The organism is Pseudomonas sp. Y39-6 (assembly GCF_023651955.1).
Lineage (GTDB): Bacteria > Pseudomonadota > Gammaproteobacteria > Pseudomonadales > Pseudomonadaceae > Aquipseudomonas > Aquipseudomonas veronii.
Genome location: NZ_CP069594.1, coordinates 3,254,874 through 3,272,786 on the forward strand (window position 1 = coordinate 3,254,874; position 17,913 = coordinate 3,272,786).

General features: G+C 58.9%; 19 protein-coding genes. 2 read left to right on the forward strand and 17 right to left on the reverse strand.

All coding sequences use genetic code 11. The annotated features are described in order from the left end of the window. Positions 1–240: 240 nt before the first annotated feature. The 16 genes from JN756_RS14835 to JN756_RS14910 form a co-directional block, all read right to left on the reverse strand. Positions 241–1,032 (reverse strand): SDR family oxidoreductase, encoded by a 792-nt coding sequence (locus tag JN756_RS14835; protein ID WP_046383299.1) that lies wholly within the window; start codon positions 1,030–1,032, stop codon positions 241–243. 61 nt (positions 1,033–1,093) lie between these two features. Then, entirely contained in the window at positions 1,094–1,900 is an 807-nt protein-coding gene (locus JN756_RS14840; RefSeq protein ID WP_177029627.1) for an acetoacetate decarboxylase family protein, read from the reverse strand. 3 nt (positions 1,901–1,903) lie between these two features. Next, a complete protein-coding gene (locus tag JN756_RS14845) occupies positions 1,904–3,286 on the reverse strand; it encodes an acyl-CoA dehydrogenase family protein (protein WP_046383301.1) in 1,383 nt (460 codons plus the stop codon). 2 nt (positions 3,287–3,288) lie between these two features. Continuing rightward, positions 3,289–4,407, reverse strand: coding sequence for an acyl-CoA dehydrogenase family protein (locus JN756_RS14850; RefSeq protein ID WP_201022209.1), 1,119 nt, complete (start codon positions 4,405–4,407; stop codon positions 3,289–3,291). A gap of 486 nt (positions 4,408–4,893) precedes the next feature. Next, on the reverse strand, positions 4,894–5,718 hold the full coding sequence (locus JN756_RS14855) for a DUF4198 domain-containing protein (RefSeq protein ID WP_201022210.1): 825 nt from the start codon (positions 5,716–5,718) through the stop codon (positions 4,894–4,896). 8 nt (positions 5,719–5,726) lie between these two features. Further along, entirely contained in the window at positions 5,727–6,050 is a 324-nt protein-coding gene (locus JN756_RS14860; protein ID WP_046383303.1) for a hypothetical protein, read from the reverse strand. Positions 6,051–6,079: 29 nt separating this feature from the next. Then, positions 6,080–7,051, reverse strand: a complete 972-nt coding sequence (locus JN756_RS14865; RefSeq protein WP_236255114.1) for a metal ABC transporter solute-binding protein, Zn/Mn family — start codon at positions 7,049–7,051, stop codon at positions 6,080–6,082. A 17-nt stretch (positions 7,052–7,068) separates the two neighbouring features. After that, a complete protein-coding gene (locus JN756_RS14870; RefSeq protein WP_046383304.1) occupies positions 7,069–7,974 on the reverse strand; it encodes a metal ABC transporter permease in 906 nt (301 codons plus the stop codon). Then, the gene (locus JN756_RS14875; protein WP_052735786.1) at positions 7,971–8,651 is read right to left on the reverse strand and encodes a metal ABC transporter ATP-binding protein; all 681 of its coding nucleotides are present in this window, start codon (positions 8,649–8,651) and stop codon (positions 7,971–7,973) included. Before JN756_RS14875 ends, JN756_RS14870 begins: the two co-directional genes overlap by 4 nt. Before the next feature lie 23 nt (positions 8,652–8,674). Then, entirely contained in the window at positions 8,675–9,607 is a 933-nt protein-coding gene (locus tag JN756_RS14880; protein WP_046383306.1) for a metal ABC transporter solute-binding protein, Zn/Mn family, read from the reverse strand. After that, positions 9,604–10,305, reverse strand: a complete 702-nt coding sequence (locus JN756_RS14885; protein WP_128191475.1) for a DUF6162 family protein — start codon at positions 10,303–10,305, stop codon at positions 9,604–9,606. Before JN756_RS14885 ends, JN756_RS14880 begins: the two co-directional genes overlap by 4 nt. Next, positions 10,305–10,793 carry a DUF6644 family protein gene (locus JN756_RS14890; RefSeq protein ID WP_046383308.1) on the reverse strand — a complete coding sequence of 163 codons (489 nt, stop codon included), beginning with the start codon at positions 10,791–10,793 and terminating at the stop codon, positions 10,305–10,307. The genes JN756_RS14885 and JN756_RS14890 overlap by 1 nt, the downstream gene beginning before the upstream one ends. Before the next feature lie 32 nt (positions 10,794–10,825). Next, complete coding sequence (locus JN756_RS14895; protein ID WP_046383309.1) at positions 10,826–11,305, reverse strand: DUF6644 family protein; 480 nt, start codon at positions 11,303–11,305, stop codon at positions 10,826–10,828. Between the two features lie 22 nt (positions 11,306–11,327). After that, positions 11,328–12,818 (reverse strand): alpha/beta hydrolase domain-containing protein, encoded by a 1,491-nt coding sequence (locus JN756_RS14900; protein ID WP_201022211.1) that lies wholly within the window; start codon positions 12,816–12,818, stop codon positions 11,328–11,330. A gap of 32 nt (positions 12,819–12,850) precedes the next feature. Further along, positions 12,851–13,633 (reverse strand): hypothetical protein, encoded by a 783-nt coding sequence (locus JN756_RS14905; RefSeq protein ID WP_201022212.1) that lies wholly within the window; start codon positions 13,631–13,633, stop codon positions 12,851–12,853. 64 nt (positions 13,634–13,697) lie between these two features. Then, the gene (locus tag JN756_RS14910) at positions 13,698–14,090 is read right to left on the reverse strand and encodes a DUF6152 family protein (protein ID WP_046383311.1); all 393 of its coding nucleotides are present in this window, start codon (positions 14,088–14,090) and stop codon (positions 13,698–13,700) included. Between the two features lie 235 nt (positions 14,091–14,325). Here JN756_RS14910 and JN756_RS14915 point away from each other — a divergent pair, with 235 nt between their 5' ends. Beyond that, complete coding sequence (locus tag JN756_RS14915) at positions 14,326–15,651, forward strand: alginate export family protein (protein ID WP_201022213.1); 1,326 nt, start codon at positions 14,326–14,328, stop codon at positions 15,649–15,651. Positions 15,652–15,960: 309 nt separating this feature from the next. Here the strand turns inward: JN756_RS14915 and JN756_RS14920 are convergent, their stop codons facing one another. Beyond that, entirely contained in the window at positions 15,961–16,866 is a 906-nt protein-coding gene (locus tag JN756_RS14920) for a LysR family transcriptional regulator (protein ID WP_201022214.1), read from the reverse strand. A gap of 97 nt (positions 16,867–16,963) precedes the next feature. On the opposite strand from JN756_RS14920, the gene JN756_RS14925 reads away from it, so the two are divergent. Further along, a complete protein-coding gene (locus tag JN756_RS14925) occupies positions 16,964–17,749 on the forward strand; it encodes an SDR family NAD(P)-dependent oxidoreductase (protein WP_201022215.1) in 786 nt (261 codons plus the stop codon). Positions 17,750–17,913 lie beyond the last annotated feature (164 nt).

A 17,913-nucleotide genomic window follows, 5' to 3' on the forward strand; every position in this document is an offset into this window, starting at 1 on the left:
ACGTGTCATTCCTTTAAATAGCGTTAATACTTGTCCTGTCATTGCGGTGTCAATGCCATCCTGACAGTCTCAGGTGCGAAATGATACTGGATGCTATTAATAACAAACCCGCCTGCCCTGATGAAACATGAAACGGAAGATTGCATTAGTGAAGTTGTGTTTTGGTATTGGTGGTGATGGCGAAAACTTCTGTGGTAATAAGTTTGTTAACTAATTGGATGGCTACCAGATTATTCGTTACTAGGTAGCTATCCTCATTGCGATATACCGACGAAGTCTGCTCGGCGCCAGGTTCGTCAAGCGAAAAAGCCACGCCGCGATGAAACCAACCGGACGATGAGGCTTGCTAAAATCTCCTTGGTCATTGGCTGCCGCCCAGATCGACTCGGCAACATTCTCGGGGGTTAATTGAACACCAAGACGCTCAATGCTGCGGGCATTCATACCCTTTATCATGTCGGTTTGCACGAAGGGCGGCATGATGTCGATCACGCGAATCCCATGACGTTGCCATTCAATGTTCAACGCTTCGGTTAATCCGCGCACGGCAAATTTTGTGCTTGAGTAAGTAGCCAATGACGCCTGGCCATAGATTGCTGCGGTCGAAGATAGATTGATAACACAGGCGCCTGGGGTGCCAATTAAATACGGCAAGGACAGATAGCAACCATTAAGCAGTCCCTTGATATTGATATCGATCACCGTGTGGTGGCGTTCAAGCGGACTGGACTCAAAAGGGCCTGAAATCAAAATGCCGGCATTGTTAAGCAACACATCCAGTCGCCCCGTGCGTCGATGGAATTCACTAAGGGCTTGACTCCATTCTTCCGGGCTGGCGACGTCGAATTGCATCGAAAGCACATTCTGCGCACCTAACTCAGCTTTCAGTTCCGCAAGCGCCGCGTTATTAATATCACCCAGCCCGACAAACCAACCGCGCTCTACAAACAATCGCGCGGCTGCTCGACCGATTCCGCTTGCAGCACCCGTAATGAGAATGCTCTGGCGCTTCTCGATAAGAGCCGCTGTCATGAATCAAGGTCCTTGTAACGAGGCACTGGCGTATGTGTTAGCAGTCTCAGCCTCCGCACGTTCACGTGTGAATGCCTCTAGCATGCGTAATGTCCGCCCCAGCATTCAGGCGAAGTTGCAGCCCATGGCTATGGAAAACCATTTTTGGCGCAGCATTGGCCAGTCCCAGTTGGGCAAGTCGTTGCGCCATTGGATGCGTACTGTTTGAGAGCTTCAGACGAAGCGATCCTGGAAGACAGCTTCTGCCGCCACCGCGGGTGTTGATCAGCGTGCGCAGCAGCGATCCGTTGTGGTGGGAGTACAGAACCAAGTCCAACTGCGGGGCTGGCAGGCCTATACCTAGATCTCCAGATAGCTCCACCATAGTGTCCCCGGCTTCGGGATCGCTTACCGTTCCTTTAAAGCGCTTCGCCTCCAACGAAAATCCGATGGGAGTAACGAATTTAGGGTATCCCCAGATCTCTTTTCCCGCTGCGCACGCTGCTTGAGTGGTGACGGGCAAATCGATCACATGGAATCCAATCTGTTGTTTGTCCAAGGACTTATAAAGCGAAAGCAGTGGACAGTGCGGCGTCTGTACGCCGTTGGGAACACAGGCTATGGCTACACCGACCTCGTTGTAGGCAGAGATCGCTGTTTTCCTGTATTCGTAGAAGCCGACAACCACCAATGCTTTCCCCTTGGCGAATTGAACGGCAGTTACACCCGCATCCTTGAGGAAGGCATTTGCGATTTCGAACTCGACCTCAAACATGGCCATGAAATTGGAGTTGTCGAAATAAAGTATGGGTAAGTCAACATGACCTTCCGAGCTTTCGAACGGCGTCAAGGGGTACTGAAAGAATGGATCCTGGAGCAAGGTAGTCATGACTCAAACTCCAACAATAGGGTTATGTGGATTGAGCGGCAGAATCTGCTCCTGCCAATCCTCTATGAGCGATAAGCGATTTATCTGGTTGGTGCCTTCGAAAATCCGTGTCAGACGTATGTCCCGGAAAATCTTTTCGATCTTTTGTTCATGAAGACCACCATGATCAGCCAAGAGATCCATCGCCATTTCGACGACATGCTGCGCCCGGTCAGTAGCGTGGAACTTGCAAAGGGATGCATGCAACTGACGAGGTTTCCAGGCGCTCTTTGCCTCCTGCCAAACCAAGCTGCGTATGGCACGGGTTTCCGCCACCATCGTTGCAAGGTGCAGTTGCACGTCTTGGTAGTGAATGAGTTCTTTACCGCCAAGCTTGTACGTGCGTGCGAAGTCAACGGCGATCTCTGTGGCTGCACGCGCTAAGCCAACACCCATGGAGGCAACAGGCATTCGGGAGGCGTTGAGGGTTGCTCTGTTGAGTGCCCATCCTTTGCGCAATCCACCGATGACCCGGCTGTGGGGAACGAAGACGTCGTTAAATTCAAGCTCGGCGGCGCCGGAAGCTCGCATCCCCATCTTAAGTTCGATACGTGGAACGCTGTAACCTGGGCTATCAGCATCGACGTAGAAGCATGTCCACGAGTCCATTCCTTCGCCGTCGAGCGCCGCAAACACGGTTGTACTCTTTGCAAGATCTCCGCCGCTGATGAAGCACTTTCGGCCATTGAGGAGGAAGCCGCCTTGTGTCGGCGTCGCTATTACGCCGGGGCGATAGCTTTCTGCGCCATGACCTTCCTCTGCATCTGACCCTGCACCGGGTTCGGTGATCGCAAATGCCACCAGATGCGGGTCACCGCTCAGGCAGCTGCGGTATACTGGGGCCAGGTGCCGCGTGATAGTTCCCAGGCTGCCGGAAAGAAGCAATGGCATGCAGCCGAGGTGATGCGCTGACAGCAATAACATCAGGCCGCCGCAAGCGCGGCTGAACTCCTCAACGACTAGCGCGCACTGCCAAATCGGCGGTTGAGTGACGGCCCCCCACGGCATGGTTCCGAGCGGTGCCGGCATAAAGTAGCTCAACCATCCGGCTTTTCCCGCCTCAACCAGAAGTCGTTGGACTACGGGTAGGCATTCACCGACCGGCAGGTGTTCTGCTAAATCCACTTCGCTGGCCAGGGGAGCAATATGCTGATCAGCGAAGAGGCGCGCGGAGCGACGAATCTTGGCCAGCGCCTTTGGCAGCCGAGCTGTATCGGTTTCCCACAAATCCCCACGAACGTAGTGGGTGAACGGTCGAGCGAGGGCTGAAAACTCGCCATACTGCCAGTGTGGCGAGAGTTGATGATTGGATGGCAGATGCCCATCAAGGTGCATATTCAGGGACATGGTTACTTCTCCATCCATGCAGCAAGGAATAAGGGGATCTCTCTCGTGCCACCGCTTTGCAACTTGAGCATGTTCAGATCGCGGACAATCTTTTCTGCCCCACACTCGCGCATGTATCCAATGCCTCCGTGCACCTGTACGACATGGTTGGCTGCCTGGCAGAGGCTTTCATGCAGCCTCGCTCGCATGGACAACACCACGCCTAAATCCAGCTCATCGAGCGGGCGCGTCAACATGCTGAGCACTGCTTCTGCGTGCTGGAGCGTCATCTCCACCTCACCGAGCATGAACTGTACGGCTGGGTGGTGATCGATACGCTTGCTTCCTTGCTTGCGAATGGCGGCATACTCGACGGCGAGGGTTTGCCCTCGCTCCAAAGCCCCCACCGCAATTGCCATCAATCCAATGCATTCAGCCTTAAGTAGGCGCTCATATATGTTTCGGGATCCTGCTGCATCAAGACTGCGGGTTTGCGCATACGCGCCCCCCTGCACGAGGTAACTCGATAACTCGTCGAAACCATGTTGAGCCTCACATCGAGTGACAACCGCCTCAGCGCTGGTACTCAGGCGCCAGACGATTTGTCCGTCACACCACTCGGGCCAAATCAGAGATTGCCAACCCTCTGCCGCGACAATAGGGCTGACATGTCGCTGCCGACACAACCAGTCACTGAGTGTGTTTTGGTCTTCCGGCGGCATTACCGAACCCTTGATCCAACGCGCGAGGCTGTAGCGACCAAGGCCGTAGTGTCCGACGATAGATAGGGTGGAGGCGAGGAGATGCTCTTGGTTGAGCGTGAAGCCGAGCTGTTTTGCTAAGCCATGGGCCAAGCCACTGCGATGCCAGGAGAAGGCAATGCCAGGGTTGGCGCGGCCCAGATGCCTGAGCCCCCCTATGTTGAAGAACATGGTTTCGGCGGTATCGGTGTGATCCCAGATCCCAAATCCATCCTCACCGGTGGACAGGGAAATAATGCCAAGTTCGACAGCTTCTTTTGTCAGCGTCTCAAGGCACTGGGTGGAGACGGGATGTTCGGGTCGCTCCGCTGAGACCCAAACACGTTCTTTTGCGAAACGACCTACTTCATCAAGCAGAGGCAAAATATCTTCGGTGTTCATGGCTATGACATCACCACCCGCGAATTATTGTTATGGGCTGAGCGCCAGTCCGATCCTTAGGCAATCCGGATCGAATACGGCCGCTTTCAAACGTCGAACCGCCTGGTAGATAGGGCGGCCTCGGATGGGATAGAGGATAGGAACAATGGGGGGCTTTAAGGAATTATCAGGGGGGACATTTGCTTTAGAATTTAGGCCAAATTCAAGGCCTGAAGAGCAAGTCTGGATGAACGTGTAGGAGTGGGCTTGCCATACGCAAACGATTCCGATGCGGCAAGCGTTGGTGCTGTCCTCGTTGTCTGGCCCGTTGTCAGCGCTCGGCCCGGCTCGCAACGAATCAGCTTCTGCCAGCGTTCGGATATAGCGTAATGGCCAGCATGGAAGCACGCAGCATGATGTGACCGTAACCGGTGTCACTGAATGAATGCAGGCCTCATCGAGGGGCAGGTTTGCCGTAGACCAGCACAGCCCCCCGATGGCCTGTTGTCATTTCATATCTCTGGCCTGCACCCACAGTACGGCGTCTTGCGACAGGGGTTTGCCTTTATGGGTTTTCGTTGTGCCAATGTTGAGCGCCGCAATGCCCCACCAGCCGGCACGGGGCAGGCCGATGGTGACGATACCTTGGGCATCCGAATACGTGCTCATGGATTTGAAGGAGGCTTGGGGGGGCGTGACATAGTCCTTCTGGCCGAAGGCGTTGTATTTGATGTCGACGGAATGGTTGAGGTATTCGATTTCGACCTCAGCGAACGGAACGGGTTTGCCGTTGGCAAGCACTACGGCGCGGAACACGCCGCCTGTCCAGTTGGCATAGGGTTTGTTCAGGGGTTGGATTTCCACCGGCGCGCCTTGCGGTTCCGACCAATTGCCGGGTACGCCACCCACATTGACGATCAGCTTGGTGAACTGCTGGATGTAGACGTCTTCCTCAGTTTCCAGGTAGGGCTCGGGTTCGAGTACGAAGACATGGTCACCTAGCGAGCGCACCAATTCCCGCGGGATCGACGCACGATAAGCGGTCGCCTGGTTATCCCGACTCTGCCACTGCACAGGCCGCAGATATTTGCGCAGGTCGATTTTTTCCCCGCCATGGGAGCTGACGTGGTTGAAGGCGAGGGGTTGCCCCATGACCATCGTCGGCCCGGCGGAGAACGGGTGGGTGAACACCATCGCGAATTCCAGGTTGTCCGCGCGCGGCAGCGCTGTTTCTTCCACATACAGCAGCTGGAAATGGGCCTGTGCGGCGCACGCCATGCAACCGAAGGTCACGGCGGCAAGGGCTTGAAGCAGTCGTCGTTTGATCGCCATGGTCATTTTCACTTTGTAATGTCGGAGGATTGGATCGTGGCGCCATGGTTCTCTCCGCCGAGGAACACCACGGAGTAGGCGCCAGCCGGGGCCCGGAACGTAAAGCTGTTGTCTTTGTCGACAGTGCCTTCGAGCAACACCTTGTTGCTGGTGTCCTGGACATGGATTTTTCGACCCGCGGCGGAACTGCCGTCGGTGTAACCCGCCTCACACTTGACCCAGTCATCGTTCTCGATATAGCAGTCGAAAACGGGGCCGTGGGCCGAGGCGGCCTGGCAGAACAGCAGTGCAGTTGCCAGCAGTATCGGGTGGACTAGATCTAGCGATTTCATCTGGTTTCAGTCTCCATGGTCGAAGTCGATCACTGGGGCGTTGCGGCTTGAACGCCAGCCTCAGGGGAACCGGCCGGCGCGAAGGCCGCCAGCAAGGCGTCCAGGTTGAAACTCAGCAGCGCCTCGTAGTTAGCGTTGTTGGCGAGCAGGCCAGGGTTGCCGATATCCAGGATCAGCAGGCGTGCGCCCCCTTCCTCTATGGCCTGTGCAGTCTTGGCGTCAGGTGCCCACTTATGGACCACCACGCGGATATCACGCTCGCGCAGGTAGCGGGTCAGGGCGGCGCGGTCGGCGTCAGTCCAGTCGATGTCCTGACGCACAAACCAACCGTCCACATACACGCCGAACTCGCCGAACAGGTAGATCGGCTCGCTGGCCAGCGACAGCACGCGCAGGTCCGGCACCTTCAGCAGCCGATCACCGTAGTCGGCCTTCAGTTGGCGCAGTCGGCCGTCGAGTGCGGCGAGGTTGCGCTCGATCCGGGGCGCGTCGGCCGGGGACAGGCGTGCCAGGTCGGCCGCGATCAGTGCCGACATACGCATGGCATTGACCGGGCCAAGCCAGGCGTAGGGCGACAGGCCGCCTTCGCCGTTGCGGGCGCCAGCCCAGGGAACATCGTTCGAGGGTTCGCGGGTCACGGCTACGCCGGGCTTGAAGCTGTCCCATGAGTGCGACGCATCGATCTCGACGATCCGCAGGTTGTGGCGCCGGGCCGTCGCATACAGCGGGTCTGCGCGCCACAGGCTGCTCACGGTGACCACGGCGGCGGCTTTCTGGAACACGGCCGGCTCCAGGCGTGACAGAGCGTTGGCCTGGCTTTCCATGGGCACTTCGGCGTCCAGCGGCACACGGACTACCTCTATGTGGGTGCCTTCGCCGAGTGCCGAGGTGAGCGCATACAGCGCCGGCAGGGCGACCAGAACTTGTTGCTGTCCTGCATCCGCAAACGCTGACGGCGTGCCGCCCAGCAGCAGTACCAGCAGGGCTAGCCAGGGGGACATGGATGGGGTGAACCGTGTCATACGCTGGCCCCTCTGAACTGCGGCGCGGTGCCGCGGATGAGGGTGGTTAACGCAAACACCAAGGCCGCGACGATCACGATGGCGCCGCCCGTGGGGACTGGAATATGGAACTGCATCGGTGCCAGGATGCCGACCACACAGGAAAAGGCCGCGATCACGACCGCCCACGCGACCAGGCCCGAGAGTGAGCGGCTGATGTTGCGGGCCGCGGCTGCCGGTATCAGCAACAAGGCCTCGACCAGAACGGCGCCGATGATTTTCAAGCAGGCGACCGTTACCAGGGTGACCAGCACCACGAACAGGTACTCGACGCTGCGCACCTTCACACCGCGCGCATGGGCCAGGCTCGGGTTGAGGCTGGAAAGCAACATGCCGTTGTACAGGGGTAGTCCGATCAGCGTGCAAATCACCGTCACGCCCAGCAGTACGTTCATGTCGGTGTGGTCGACGGCCAGGATCGAGCCGAACAGCACACCTTCCATCACGTGCGTGTTGATTTTCGCTGACACGAACAGCAGCAATGAAGCCCCGACCGCCAGCGAGATGGAGAGGAACACGCCGATCAGCGTGTCATTGGCCAGAGTGGTGCGGTGCTGGGTGTATTTGAGGGTCAGGGCGAACAGCAGACAGAAGCCGAACATCGAAAAGTACGGCGAGGTATAGGACTCCCCGAGCAGCACGCCAATGGCCACGCCGGTCATTGCAGCATTGCCCACGGACTGGCTGAAGAACGCCATCCGCTTGATCATCACCATTGAGCCCAGTACGCCCAGCAACGGCCCGATCAGCACTGAGCACATCAGCGCATTGATCACGAACTCGTATTCGAACGGTTGCGGTAACACATGGCTCGCGGCGAGCGCCTGGAGGTGGTCGCGAATGAAGTCGTACAAGGCATTCATCGAATGGCCTCCACTCGGCTGTCGAGCTGATCGGCGGGGCCGTGAAACAGCACCCGCTGGTTGATAACGGTCACTGACTGCGCGATACGCTTGACCTGTTCGAGGTCGTGGTTGATCCACAGGATGGTCACCCCACGGCTGTTCAGCTCGGCCACCAGCGCCTCCACCAGGCGCACACCGGCCTCGTCGATCCCTGCGGTCGGTTCATCGAGGATCAGCAGCGAAGGCATCGGGCTGATCGCCTGGGCCAGCAGCACGCGCTGACGCTGGCCGCCGGACAGGCTGCCAAAGGGTTTTTTACCCATCCCCGCCATGCCGGTACGCGCCAGGGCTTCGGCATTGGCCGCCTTGGCGGCGCGGCTTGCGCCCAGAAATGCGGGCCGGCGTTGACCCAGCAAAGCCATGAGATCGTTGACCGTCATCGGCACGTTGCGGTCGAAGTCCGGCAATTGCGGGACATACCCTATGGGCGTGGTGAATTCACCTTCGAAGCGGATCGTCCCCGAATGCGGCATCTGGCCCAGCAGCGCGCGCACCAGTGAGGTTTTGCCGCCGCCGTTGGGGCCGACCAGGCAGTGCAAGGCGCCGGCTTCTATGTGCACGTTCACCTGATCGAGTACCTGCGTACCTCCCAGCCGCAGGGAGACGTTGTCGAACACAATGGCGGGGCCGCGCATCGCGTGTTCCTCCTTTAGCGCATTCATTGCTGGGTGTACTCAACGGCTTGTGCCAGGGTTTTGAGGTTCTCGCGCATCGCCACCTCGAACTCGTCGGCGCTGTAGGTATCGCCGGTGATATGGGACAGGGCGAACACCTTCACGCCGGTGGCGGCTTCGATGGGTTTGGCCAGGTCGAGGGAGAAGTTTTTCTCGGCGAACAGCACTTTGACGTTGGCCTTCCTGATCGCCTCGATGGTGTTGGCCAGTTGGCGTGCCGTCGGGGCGACGCCGTGGCGCGGCTCGATCACAGCGCTTACGAACAGGCCGAACTCCTGCATCATGTAGTCGTAGCCCGCATGGGTCGTCGCACAGCGGAACGAAGACAGGTCCAGCGCGGCGAAGCGCGTCATGAAGCCTGCGCGTAGCTCGCGGATACGGCCGGCATACGCCAGGGCGTTTTTTCGATACGCCGCAGCGTTGTCCGGGTCCAGCTCTCCCAGCCGGCGAGCGATCTCGAACACCTGCTGGATCGCCGCCGTGGTGGACACGAAGGTGTGCGGGTTGACCACCTTGACCCCTTCCTGGTCGCCACCGATGGGAATCAGCGCCACCGTGGCATTCGCCTGGATAATCGGCAGTGTTTGCGTGCGGCCGGCGGCCTTGATGATCTGGAAGGCCCATTCATCGTGGCCGATGCCGTTGACCACCAGCACATCGATATTCATCGCGCGGGTGATGTCATCGGGCTGCGGCTGGTAGTTGTGCGGGTTGGCCTCTGCCGGGATCAGCGCAATGACCTCTGCCCGATCACCCACGATATTGGCCACGAAGCTGTAGTAGGGATGCAGGGTGATGCCGATCCTGAGTTTCTTTGCCGAGGCGAAGGCCGGGCCGGCGAGCGTGATGGCGAATATCAGCACCAACAGCGCGATACAACGGTGCCACAAGGCGCGTTGTTTCATAGAAACAGTCATGGCTGGGTTCCTTTTACGCGTTCGATTTCGCTGGCGCCGTCGTAAGGGATGACTTGGCGCCAACCCTCGCCGACCAGGGATTCGGGCTTGACGATGGCGGGGTAGGGCGCGTTCGGGTCTCGGTGGACCCAGATCGTCGCTTGGTTGGCCCACATCACCCCGGCATGGGCGTGACCGATGATCAGCAAATAGGCGCTCTGGCCCGGTGCATGGCCGCCAGAGCCGTAGTACACCGTTGCACCTTGCCCCAGGGTGGCCTGGGACACGGCGTTGACGGTCTGGTCCGCCGCAGTGGCATCGTCGTCGCCACCCTTATGGGCCAGGTGGGAGCCAGGCAGGATCAATTGCCAGTGCACCTCGCCATTGGCTTTCCAGAAGGCATCCCGGTAGAAGGGCGGCAGCAACAGCTCCTGCGCACGCTCTAGGGTGATCCAGCCGCCGGTATCGTTGTTGGTCCAGATGATTTCTTCACCGGCCGGTAACAACGCGCTGTGGATGGCCTGATCGACCGCGCCCAAGCCATCGAAGGAACGCACCTGCCAGCTCAACGGGGTCGGCGGGCCAACTCTTTCGGGGCGCAGCAGCACATAGCCGGCCACGCCGGCGATGACGGTCAGAGTCGCCAGTATCAACGCCAGCGACTCCCATCCGCTGGAGCGTGGGCGCACCCGCGTGACGGCAATGGTCGGGCGCGCCATCAGAGAAACGCGATCCAGCGGCCCAGGAAGACCACGCCCGCCCACAACAGCAACGAGCTGAAGCCGGCGATACGCGCCTGACGGGGAGGCGGCAGCGTCGTGTCCCATTCGGCAATCCGGCGAAAGGCGCCCAGGTGGAAAATCGCCATGTTGATCCCGGCCAGCATCAACAGGCCCATCTTGAAAAGGAACGCGGTGTTCTGCACATAGGTCGTGCCATTGGCGCAGAACATCAGCAGGCCAGTGATGACACAGGTCACGAACGCGACCCAGGTGTACGGCAGCAAATCCTGGGTCAGCTTCAGCGCGCCGCGCCGGTGGGCGGCCACGCCCAACAGACGCAGGTCGACCACCGCGATGCTGCCGTAGACGATGGCGATGCCGATCACATGTATCGACTCCAGCATCGGGAACGCCGAGCCTGACTCGCGAATGAACGTTGCGACCGGAGTGTCCTGGACGGCTTGCAGCAGAGGTTGAATATTCATGGCGAATACCTGAGAACTTGGGTTGAAAACGCTTAGATCGTGTAGGCGATCCAGCGGCCGCAGATGATCACGACGCACCACAAACCGATCGACAGCCACGCAAACGCCTTGACGGAACCCGACGCGACGTCACTGCCGGCAGAGCGCAGCAGCGGGCGGCGAAGCAACCAGGTCAAGCTGAACGCGGTCACCACCAGGACCATCTTCAGCCAGAACGTCGAGTTGACGAGCACCCGATCAGGCTCGGCGATGATCATCAGTAACCCGGTGCACAACAGCACGATCAGTGCATTGCGCATCCATGGGTAGTAACGGCATACGATGCCGCGCAAGGGCTCATCGCTGGCGAACACGCCCGCCAGTCGCAGATCGGAAATCAGCGCCGAACCAAACAGCACGGTGATGGCGATGATATGAATGCTCTGCACGGTGGGGATGACCCACAGGATGTCGCGGATGGCAGTGCTCAACGGTGACGCGTAGATCCAGGCAATGATGAGTGAAGAGGACATCGGCTTTTTCTCCCGCAGTGGGTTAGAAATCTTGAGGGGTTGCGATCGGATGCAATCGCGCCGCATCCTCCGGCAGCAAGTACCCTTGCTGGATCGAAACGGCTTTGGCGTCTTCGAATTTCTGTGCGTAGCGGCTGAAATCTCCATAGCGCTGGCCCAGCTCTTCTTTGGAGTACGGCACCTTGGTGTCGTAGATCAGCCCGCAGCCGCTCTCTTGATCGGTGAGGTAGCTGGCGCTGGGCACCTGGATCCACGGCGGGCGCACGCCGCCTTGCAGGTTGCCGGTGGCGGGCGTGCGGGCAGCGGCCTTGCCGTCGCGTACCACCCGGGGGGCGTTGGGCATCGGTTTGCCGTCGCGTACCCACTGGTCCATGCCATCGAGCAACGCCGAGACCACCAGTTCAACCGGTTCGTCGTACAGCGTCCGGCAGCGCGGGTCGTCGCCCTTGCCGATATCGGCAGCGAGCTTTTCGGTGTGCTCCGTGCCCAGGTCGGCCAGGCGCAGATGGGGCATGCCGGTGACTTCGTAGTAGCGCAGCTGCGGAGCGTCGGTGTCCGCGGGCAGGGGGATGCCTTCGATCACGTCGTGCATCAGTTCGGACTGGCTGTAGACGGTCACGAACGGCACGCCTGCGGGCATCTGGCGTGGCACCCGGATCACCTCGCCGCCCACTTCTCCGTAGGCCATGCGGCCGGTCATATAGGCGTCGATCAGCGGCGTTTCGTCGGGCATGCGCCATTGCTGGTGACGGCCCTGGTCGAGATAGTCCATCCACACTTGCGCGGTGACGGCCCAGCTATTCACATAGACGCGCTGCACATCCAGGCCCGCCAACGGGCCCTGTGCCCCGTTGGTTTTAAGCAGCAACGCCAGTTGCGCGCCGATCCCTTGTGACTGGGGCGCAAACGGGTCGGGTGCTTCGCCCCGCGTGAAGTGCGCCGGGTCGTAATAGGTGCCCAGCGGTGCGTAGCGGGCGAAGTCGAAGCGGCGCATGAACTCGAAGTTCACGATCTGTCCGTATTGGGCGATCTGTTCGGCCTCAGCCGCCGGGGTGTCGGAGATGAACTTGGGATCTACCGCCGGCTTGTTCACATTCAATGTGTACCCGACGTATGCGTAGCCGCGCCGCAGCAGATAGTCGCGGGTCAGGATCCAGCCTGCGCCACGCTCGCCGAACCAACTGAATGGCTCGATCACCACCGTGCCATTGAAATGTGCCGGGTCCGCCGGTTTACGCACCAGAATGCGCGTGGTGTAAGGCGCTTCCAACAGGGTTTTGCCGGCGGCGGTAATGGCCGGGGCGACGCCTTGCAGGTAGTACTCTTGCTCGATGTAGTCGTACCGGTCGAGGTCGCTGTATTCAGTGCCCGGGCGTTTCGCCGACGACAGCGGCGGTTTGTCCGAGGGCGGTACCGCGATGGCCGTGGGCATGCGCGGCACCTCGGCGAATGTGTTCGACGCGATGCACAGCGACAGCACGACGCTGAGGCTGATGGGGGTCAGGCGTTCCATTCGTAAAGCTCCAGCAGGGGGGATGGGCAGATTCACTCAAGGCTCAGAGATGCCTTGCCCTCGCTGTCGATCACGATCTGGTTGTTCTCGCACACGTACTCTTGGATGGCGTAGTTGGAGCGCTTGTACTCAAACGTAAAGCGATAGGGGGTGTTGAGTACCTGCGGGTCTTCGATCAGTACCTGGTTTTCCAGGTGATCCGGCCCGCGCAGCCGGATGCGTTCGGTGATCTTCATCGCCGGCCCGTGGGGCACGTCGTAGAAGCGCACGTCCGTTCGCACGCGTTGGGTCTCGACCACCAGCGTGTCGCCCTCCCAGTGGCCGCGTGAATGGCCTTGGTACTTCGGGTCGAGTTTGTCTGTGGGCGGCATGGCCTGGTTCAAGAGAATCCGCCGCACTTGCTGGAGATACTCGCCGAGGATGATCACTTGCTTGTCATCGCGAATGATCTGGATCGGGAAGAGCGCCGCCATCATTGTCGGCATGCCCTCGGGCAGGCACCTGGAACTGGTGGTGGCGATCGGCGTGCCGGCGGCGTTGGCCACGGCTTCTTTCTTCTTGAGTTCGGCGTACTCGGCGGCGTAGGACGCCTTGAGGTCCATCGGCCCACCGGGGTGAACCGGATCGTCCGGGTTCTCGCCGAACCAGTCGTCCGGGGTTCTTTCCCAGGTGCCACTGATGTCCGGCCGGGTGGCCACGCTATGCCTGTCGGTTTGGGTTTTCGATGCCGTGGCAGCGCTGCTCATTCCGGCGAAGGTCGCGAGGACCACGCCCAGGAGGAGCATGGCTGTGTGGGTGGTACGTGCTGGTTTCATTGAAATGTCTCCGCGTTGCTGGTTTGCCCAGTTCTGTTGTTGTCGCATTCGGGAGGGGCTGCGTTTAGCCGCCGCCCGAGAGCACCACGTCACCGATCTTGATCTCCACCAGCAGCCCGCCCGGCTCGCCGTTTTTCAACGGTTTGAAGGACACCTCGGCGGTCTCGCCAGCCTTGATCGAGTTGGCCGTCCAACCCGTTCGTTGCAGCGCGTTGACGCTGCCCGTCTCGATCTTGAAGCGTTGGGAGGGTGGACCGGGCACATCGACGTAAATCGTGATGTGAGGGTTGGTCCAGGCAAAGCGCTCGACGACACCTTTGATCGTGGTTGTCTGGGTCTGGTCGAACAGCGCGAATGAATGATGGGCACTGGCAACCGGTGGCAGTGCACTGCAGGTGATGAGGGTCAGAAGACAAAGCCCCTGACGGAATAAGCGAAAGGGTAATAAAGCGGTCATGACGGGTGCCTCGTTTTTTATGGTTCTTATCGGCCCAGCATAGGGCGGACGCGCTCAGAAGCCGTATCCCAAAACGGCAACTATTGAGCAAAGGGAGGTTGTTGCACCAGTGAGGCGGTGCGTGACGAAGGAGGGGGGAGCAAATGCCTGTACGTGCTGATTTGGGTTACCGCTTCACGGCCCAAACAGGAACACTCGTGCCTCGCCTCACAACTATAAAAACAGGAGAGACGTCATGCGCATCCCCCCTTACGCGCCATTACTGTCGCTGGTTGCACTCTGTGCAGTCGGCTCACAGGCACATGCCTACACGCTTTACAACGAAGATGACGGTACAACCGTTTTGAACGCCGACCTGGGCGCTGCATTTGGCTGGTTTGGCAGTACCCATAACTACCTTGGCGATCCGCAAAAACAACCCGGCGGCATGCACTGGCAGGAGGGTTACGTCAAATACGGTCTCACTGGTTCCACGGATAAGATCGTCGCCGGCTCGGTGTATGGCGGCTTCAGCCTGCTTAGCAGCGGGTCATGGGGGGACGGAGACATGGGGGCGACCACGGCGGGCAATGAGCGACGAACCGCTGTGGAAGACGCGTTCCTGGGCTGGAGATCCGGCGACCTGCTACCCGCCCTGGGCAAGGATGGCGTGGATTTTTCTTTCGGGCGCCAGATTGTCACGGTGGACGGCTTTCTGATTACCGACGATGGATTCGACGCGGGTAACGCATTCAACCCCATTGAGGGCGTGCATGATGGCCGGTTTAACCGTGGTGGCGCCTTTTACCTTGGCCAACGCCTGGCGTTCGGCAATACAGCGGTGCTGAAGTTGGGCGGCAAGGAAGGGCTGCACGCTAGCTTGATATGGCTGAAATCCGACAACGCTGGGCAGTCCAAGACCGAACTGGCAGTGGGCACTATCGATTACACCACCCCCATTGGTTCGATCGGTTCGACCTACGTACACGGCCTGGATGTGGATGAGAAATATGCCTTTGCAGATCGGCTTGAGCGCAAGGGCATGAACGTCTACAGCATTCGTGGGCAGGGCAATGCTGGAATCGAGAACGCCGATTTTGCCTTCGAGGTGGCCCGCCAGGAAAAACGTTCGGGCTCACAGCGAGCGATGTTTTTCGACGCGGGTTACACGTTCGTCGATGCACCATGGCAACCGACCGTCAGCTATCGTTATTCGCGCTACTCCGAAGGCTGGGACTTCCTGTTCCAGGGCGGTTATCGCAAACGCCTCCAGGGGGAAGTTGCGCTTAATTATGCGGGCGCCGTGACTTCGAACATGCAGATCAACGATGTACTCCTCTCGGTCAAGCCGACCGAGAAGTTGACCCTTAACGCGATGGCGTTCGACTACCACCAGCTTTCCCGTCGCCATGAGTTGGACTTCGCTGCGCAGGAGGTCGACCTGTTTCTGGATTGGGCGGTCACGGAAAACATCACGCTTTCGCCGCTGGTGGGCTTCTACAAGCCGGAGAAGTGGCTGGGCAACGGTGGCCGCCAGAGCGGCGACGCATCAACCAATACGTACATGCAGTTCATTGTGTGAGCGACGTTCTGAGTCGTCATTGACGTCTATCGCGGGGCCTTGCAGGCGTTGGCGTTTTGCGTCAACGCCTCATCCATTCAGAGCATGCGGCCGATGCTTTAGCGCCAGAACTTGGAAAGGGGTTTCCCAAGCTTGCTCGACGCCCTGACCTCCAAGTAAAGACCAGGGACATCGGTGGTGGGGCCTGAAAACTGGCCAGGCATGCAGTGTTTGAATAAGCACCGTGATCGCGACGCAGAAGAACCGGGTTTCGGCTGTTCGCAGCAGTCAGTTGGTGGCCACTAAAAATCCCTCCAGATTTTTTACTTCTCAAGTACGACGAGGCTCGCCCTCGGCAATTTCGCGCATCAGACTCAGGTAACGACGCGCGCCCAGCCCCAGAGGTCGGTTCTTTACCCAGATGATGTCGACCCATAACCGCATCTGACTTGGCATGTTGTCAAACACCACCTCCGTCAATGCGCCCGAAGTGATTAGCGGTTGTACCAGCGGCTGTGGAAGATAAGCCCAGCCCAATCCTTGCTGCACCAGATCCAGCGTTGCCAGATAACTGTCGCTGAGCCAAATCCGCCGCGACAGCACAACACGTGGGTCAGAGTCTGTAGGTCCTCCAGTCGCAACGATGATCTGCCGAACGTCCACCAGTTGCTCTTCACCTAAAGGGCTTTTCTTGCCGGCGGCCGCAGGATGATCTGGAGAGGCAACTGCGACTAACAACTGGCTCCCCGCTTCAAGAAACGTCTCCCGCTCGTCAAGCCCGGGTCGTTCAAATCCAAGTGCCAATTGCACACATCCTTCATGGAGCATGCGAATCGCCTCCGGATGGGACGCGGAGCGAATCTCGATTTCAAGGGTGGGAAACTCTTTGGCGATAATGGACAGCGGACGATTCCACACGCCTGTTTGTAGCTCTGGCGCCATCGCAAGGACCAAGCGCCCCTCCAACCCCTGATGAAGCTGGAGGGCATGGGCGTCCAGCAGGTTTAACTGGCTAGCGACCTGTCTTGCCTGGGGCTCAAGTGCTTTGGCGGCTGCGGTCGGAATGGCTTTGCGGGTCGATCGGTCAAAAAGCAAGAGATCCAACTCTGCTTCAAGCTGCGACACCGCCATGTTGATAGCGGAGGGAACCCGGCCTAACTTTCGGGCTGCGGCGGAAAAGGAGCCGCTGTCCACGACCGAAAGGAAAATTTTAAGTGACTCGCTGGTAAACGCCATCGTGGTTGTCAGATTTTCTGATAATGATCGTCTTTATTTATCAGATTCATTAGCCTAATTTCCACTCCTATTACAAATTAAGTACGTGGGGAACACCATGTTAAATACCGAGTTGATGGGGCATGTGGCACTTGTCAGTGGTGCTGGAAGTGAAGCTGGCATTGGTATGGCGATCGCTCGCAGGCTAGGTGCATCCGGGGCGAAGTTGATCATCACTGCCAGCAGCAACCGCATCGCGGATCGGGTTAAAGAGCTACGCCTCGAAGGGTTTGAAGTTGAAGGCCGGCCAGCTGACCTCACCGATGAAAGCCAAGTGCGTGAATTCAGCCTGTGGGCAGAGTCAGTCTGGGGGCGGGTCGATATCCTGGTGAATAACGCCGGTATGGCCATGCAAGGAAGCCCTGAGATTTTTTCGGAATTGGCGAGTATGGAACTGCATGAATGGGATCTTTCACTGGCAAGAAACTTAACCACGGCTTTTCTTTTAACTCGGGCCGTTTTGCCCGGTATGCGGGCGCGAAGTTATGGGCGCATTGTCAATATTAGTTCCACCACGGGCACTCGGGGGAGCAATCTGGGCGAGGCCGCTTATAGCGCAGCCAAGGCCGCGATGGTTGGCATGAACATGGGGCTTGCACTTGAAGTCGCCAAGCAGGGGATTACTGTAAACAGCGTGGCTCCCGGATGGATCACCACCGGCTCAACCACGCCCGTTGAAGCAGAGGCGGGGCGCTTTACCCCGATTGGACGGGCAGGCAACCCCCGTGAAGTGGCGGCGGCGGTTGCATTTCTGGCGTCGCCTGACGCCAGTTACATCACGGGTGAAGTCCTTGTGGTGGACGGCGGGAACTGTCTGGTCGAGAACAAGGCTCCTCACGCCTGACTTCAAGTTACGTCGGTTTATTCCCTGAACCTCAGATTATTCAGCGGGATAAATTAATGATCCAAATAAAGTTTCTGCGCTCACCGCAATATACCCAGGCATAGGTTAATCCGCGCTGCAAATACTGACGGCGAACACTCAAGTTGTAAGAGGTTGGCGCGTTG

Coding starts and splice junctions, on each gene's coding strand:
- JN756_RS14835 (WP_046383299.1), bottom strand. CDS start 1,032: ATGACAGCGGCTCTTATCGAGAAGCGCCAGAGCATTCTCATTACGGGT.
- JN756_RS14840 (WP_177029627.1), bottom strand. CDS start 1,900: ATGACTACCTTGCTCCAGGATCCATTCTTTCAGTACCCCTTGACGCCG.
- JN756_RS14845 (WP_046383301.1), bottom strand. CDS start 3,286: ATGTCCCTGAATATGCACCTTGATGGGCATCTGCCATCCAATCATCAA.
- JN756_RS14850 (WP_201022209.1), bottom strand. CDS start 4,407: ATGAACACCGAAGATATTTTGCCTCTGCTTGATGAAGTAGGTCGTTTC.
- JN756_RS14855 (WP_201022210.1), bottom strand. CDS start 5,718: ATGGCGATCAAACGACGACTGCTTCAAGCCCTTGCCGCCGTGACCTTC.
- JN756_RS14860 (WP_046383303.1), bottom strand. CDS start 6,050: ATGAAATCGCTAGATCTAGTCCACCCGATACTGCTGGCAACTGCACTG.
- JN756_RS14865 (WP_236255114.1), bottom strand. CDS start 7,051: ATGTCCCCCTGGCTAGCCCTGCTGGTACTGCTGCTGGGCGGCACGCCG.
- JN756_RS14870 (WP_046383304.1), bottom strand. CDS start 7,974: ATGAATGCCTTGTACGACTTCATTCGCGACCACCTCCAGGCGCTCGCC.
- JN756_RS14875 (WP_052735786.1), bottom strand. CDS start 8,651: ATGCGCGGCCCCGCCATTGTGTTCGACAACGTCTCCCTGCGGCTGGGA.
- JN756_RS14880 (WP_046383306.1), bottom strand. CDS start 9,607: ATGACTGTTTCTATGAAACAACGCGCCTTGTGGCACCGTTGTATCGCG.
- JN756_RS14885 (WP_128191475.1), bottom strand. CDS start 10,305: ATGGCGCGCCCGACCATTGCCGTCACGCGGGTGCGCCCACGCTCCAGC.
- JN756_RS14890 (WP_046383308.1), bottom strand. CDS start 10,793: ATGAATATTCAACCTCTGCTGCAAGCCGTCCAGGACACTCCGGTCGCA.
- JN756_RS14895 (WP_046383309.1), bottom strand. CDS start 11,305: ATGTCCTCTTCACTCATCATTGCCTGGATCTACGCGTCACCGTTGAGC.
- JN756_RS14900 (WP_201022211.1), bottom strand. CDS start 12,818: ATGGAACGCCTGACCCCCATCAGCCTCAGCGTCGTGCTGTCGCTGTGC.
- JN756_RS14905 (WP_201022212.1), bottom strand. CDS start 13,633: ATGAAACCAGCACGTACCACCCACACAGCCATGCTCCTCCTGGGCGTG.
- JN756_RS14910 (WP_046383311.1), bottom strand. CDS start 14,090: ATGACCGCTTTATTACCCTTTCGCTTATTCCGTCAGGGGCTTTGTCTT.
- JN756_RS14915 (WP_201022213.1), top strand. CDS start 14,326: ATGCGCATCCCCCCTTACGCGCCATTACTGTCGCTGGTTGCACTCTGT.
- JN756_RS14920 (WP_201022214.1), bottom strand. CDS start 16,866: ATGGCGTTTACCAGCGAGTCACTTAAAATTTTCCTTTCGGTCGTGGAC.
- JN756_RS14925 (WP_201022215.1), top strand. CDS start 16,964: ATGTTAAATACCGAGTTGATGGGGCATGTGGCACTTGTCAGTGGTGCT.